Origin of the sequence: Pantanalinema rosaneae CENA516, assembly GCF_050753385.1 — a bacterium.
In the GTDB taxonomy this organism is placed as follows: Bacteria; Cyanobacteriota; Cyanobacteriia; order Leptolyngbyales; family Leptolyngbyaceae; genus Pantanalinema; species Pantanalinema rosaneae.
Genome location: NZ_JBLZFZ010000145.1, coordinates 1 through 2,698, shown reverse-complemented (window position 1 = coordinate 2,698; position 2,698 = coordinate 1). Strand labels below are relative to the sequence as shown.

The 2,698-nt window shown below is 47.9% G+C and carries 3 protein-coding genes; all 3 read right to left on the bottom strand.

Going from position 1 to position 2,698, the window contains the following annotated elements:
• Nucleotides 1–82 precede the first annotated feature (82 nt).
• Nucleotides 83–1,108 (bottom strand): hypothetical protein, encoded by a 1,026-nt coding sequence (locus ACN4EK_RS32350; protein ID WP_431662555.1) that lies wholly within the window; start codon nucleotides 1,106–1,108, stop codon nucleotides 83–85.
• A gap of 625 nt (nucleotides 1,109–1,733) precedes the next feature.
• Nucleotides 1,734–2,024, bottom strand: coding sequence for an Asp-tRNA(Asn)/Glu-tRNA(Gln) amidotransferase subunit GatC (gene gatC, locus ACN4EK_RS32345; RefSeq protein ID WP_431662554.1), 291 nt, complete (start codon nucleotides 2,022–2,024; stop codon nucleotides 1,734–1,736).
• A gap of 11 nt (nucleotides 2,025–2,035) precedes the next feature.
• Nucleotides 2,036–2,557: a photosystem I assembly protein Ycf3 gene (locus tag ACN4EK_RS32340; protein WP_431662553.1), complete on the bottom strand. Its 522-nt coding sequence runs from the start codon at nucleotides 2,555–2,557 to the stop codon at nucleotides 2,036–2,038.
• Between the last annotated feature and the right edge of the window lie 141 nt (nucleotides 2,558–2,698).

Genomic DNA, 2,698 nt, shown 5'->3' with positions numbered 1-2,698 from the left:
AGATGTGTATAAGAGACAGGATGGGGAGATGGGGAGATGGGGAGATAGGGAGATGGGGAGATAGGGAGATGGGGAGATGGCGTTAGACTTCTCGGTATTCGGGGATGCCCTGGTAGTTGACTTCTTCGTAAGCCGCAAGTTGCAGTTTAAGTTGTTGGTTTTGGTCTTCAATCGTTTTTAGTTCTTCCAGGCGCTCGAAAATCCGTAAGGTAAAATTTTCGGCATCAGGCAGTTGATCGGCAATCCAGGAAGTATCGACTTCAATTTCCACCATCTTGGCAGTGCGTTCATACTCCCGGATCAAGCGATGACTGTTGGTAATCTGCTGCTTCAAAATTTTCACCGCCGAGGTCGCTCGATAGATCCGAGCCGAGTAGAGAGTTTGATCGACCTGAGCCATCTTCTGCTGCAAGCGTTCAACCTGCTCAATTAACACCTGATTCGACTTGCATTCGTGATGCAGTTCATCAATCCGCGTCTCGATTCGCCGTTTTTGCGCCATCAGCCGTTGATCGGCAAGCAACCGTCTGCCCTCCCGCATTTCACTGCTCAGGATTGGGGTAGTCAGGTGGGCAATATTGGCGGTTTTTAAGTACAGCACAATTCCTAAGGCACTCAAGCCGGTGATGAGCAACATATTGGCACCGGACAATACTGCCAGCACAATCGTCCCCAGGGTGAGCGAGCCGATCGTCACGGTCAAGTAACTCGGGCTGGGAATGGGACTATCCAACACATAACTTTTGCCCGTCGTGTGATTGGTAATCGCCACCAATTTCTTCATCACGTAGCCCTGGAGCGTATACAGGACAGAGACAATATCCCCCGAGTGAACGGGAACCCGATCGGCTTTGCCAGATACCGAAAATTGCAGGCGTTTGAGCGTTCGTTCTGGTGTCGTGATTTGAAAGGTATAGTACCGCTTGTATAGGCGAGGCAATTTAGCAGTCAGGTAGAGCAGGACTTCATAAATTGAAGACCGATTTGAGAGTTTGCCCGATACTACGCCATAGCGCTGCTCACAGGAGAAACAAGTCACCATCGGAGCGCTGTAGTGAAAATCGACGATCGGGCGAGAGCAGACCGGGCAATAGAGTGACGGTTTCATCGAAACTAATATTCCGTAGGAACTGGTTCAGAGCGTTCCCAAGTTCATCTGGAAGACAGGCGTTCTGCCTACGTTCTATGGATCTTACGACTAGAAACTCGACTCTAGCAGACGGCTGTCCTACCGTTTTACAAAAGTTCAGGAATCAGCGGGGAGCGAGGTTAGATCGGTTATCGTCCATCCTAACTGATGAACTCGGTGAGGTGGGTGAGGTGCTATGAACGATGGGGACTCGGGCACTGAAAATGGCAAGTTGTGAGCATCCGGAGTTCGATCGTGGCTCTGCAAGTTATACGAAATCCGGTTGAGGCAATGAGGTGACGGCACTGAAGGTTGCGAATTTCGTATTAGTTAAATCAGGTAAATGAAGTGCTAATCAGTAATCAAACTTGGTGAATAGAGCGATGACAAATGATAGGGGATTTCTCCTAACTAAAACAATCCAGTAGAGGCAGATTTCTGTTTAGATCAAACCACTGATTTTTGATTGATTGAAAAATTTGCCTCTACAAAAGAGTGTCTACGCTTCTAGAGATTACCCAGACAAGCAGATTTTTTAACCCGTAAGGCTGCGATCGGCAGAAATTTGCCCATATCCCAAACAAAACAATTTTCCTAACCAGAATTAATCGGTATTGACAATTTTCGGTACTTTGAAAAAGTTGTCGTCACGATCGGGGGCACAGGTCAAAATGGCATCACGATCGGGGTAAGCTTCCAGACGATCGGGACGGGTAATATTACTCGCATCGATGGCTCGAAATGTCGGCTGGACATCACTGACATCTAATTCGCTCAATTGCTGGAAATAATCCAAAATGCTATTGAGTTGCGTTGTAAATTGCTCTTCTTCGGCGGCTGATAGTTCCAATCGAGCTAAATGAGCCACTTTATGCACTTGGTCACGGTCAATCATCCTACAAACCTCTAGAAAAACGCATCAATTTGCGATCGCCCAGTGGTTTTCAGCCAGTTCTGAGCCTCAATGTAATTGTTGGGAGCAATCCGAATTGCCCGCTTCCAAAACTCGGCCGCCTGGTCATACCAGCCATTCGCTTCTTCGTCCTGCCCCTCTTCTTTGGCTTTATCACCTTTGTAGTGATAAATCACCGCAATATTGTTCAAGGCTTGCGGTAGCCGGGGATTCAGTTCGATCGCCTGATGGTAGTATTCCAACGCCCGATCGTGTTCACCATTACTGGCATGAATCAAACCAATGTTGTAGAGGATATAACTGCGATCGTACTCATCATCCTCCAACTTCAAAGCTTCGTAATAGTTCTCTAAAGCTTCGGCGTACTCACCATCCGCCTGAGCAGACATGCCATCCCGATAATAAGCAAAGGCTTCCTTTTCTCTCTGAGTCGCTGGCATCAGCTTCAGAATCAGGTCAGCCATGACCGTAAAGCTTTTGTCAATGAAGTTGTCGTTGCGTTGAGATCTTGGCATAGACAGCTTAGTAGTGAAGGCGAGTCGCAACCGCGATCGCAGAACGTTTACTAGTGTAGCGCTGCGTCGTCCTTCAGTGAACCGTAAGCGATCATCATCTCCCCACTCCCCACTCCCCACTCCTGTCTCTTATACACATCT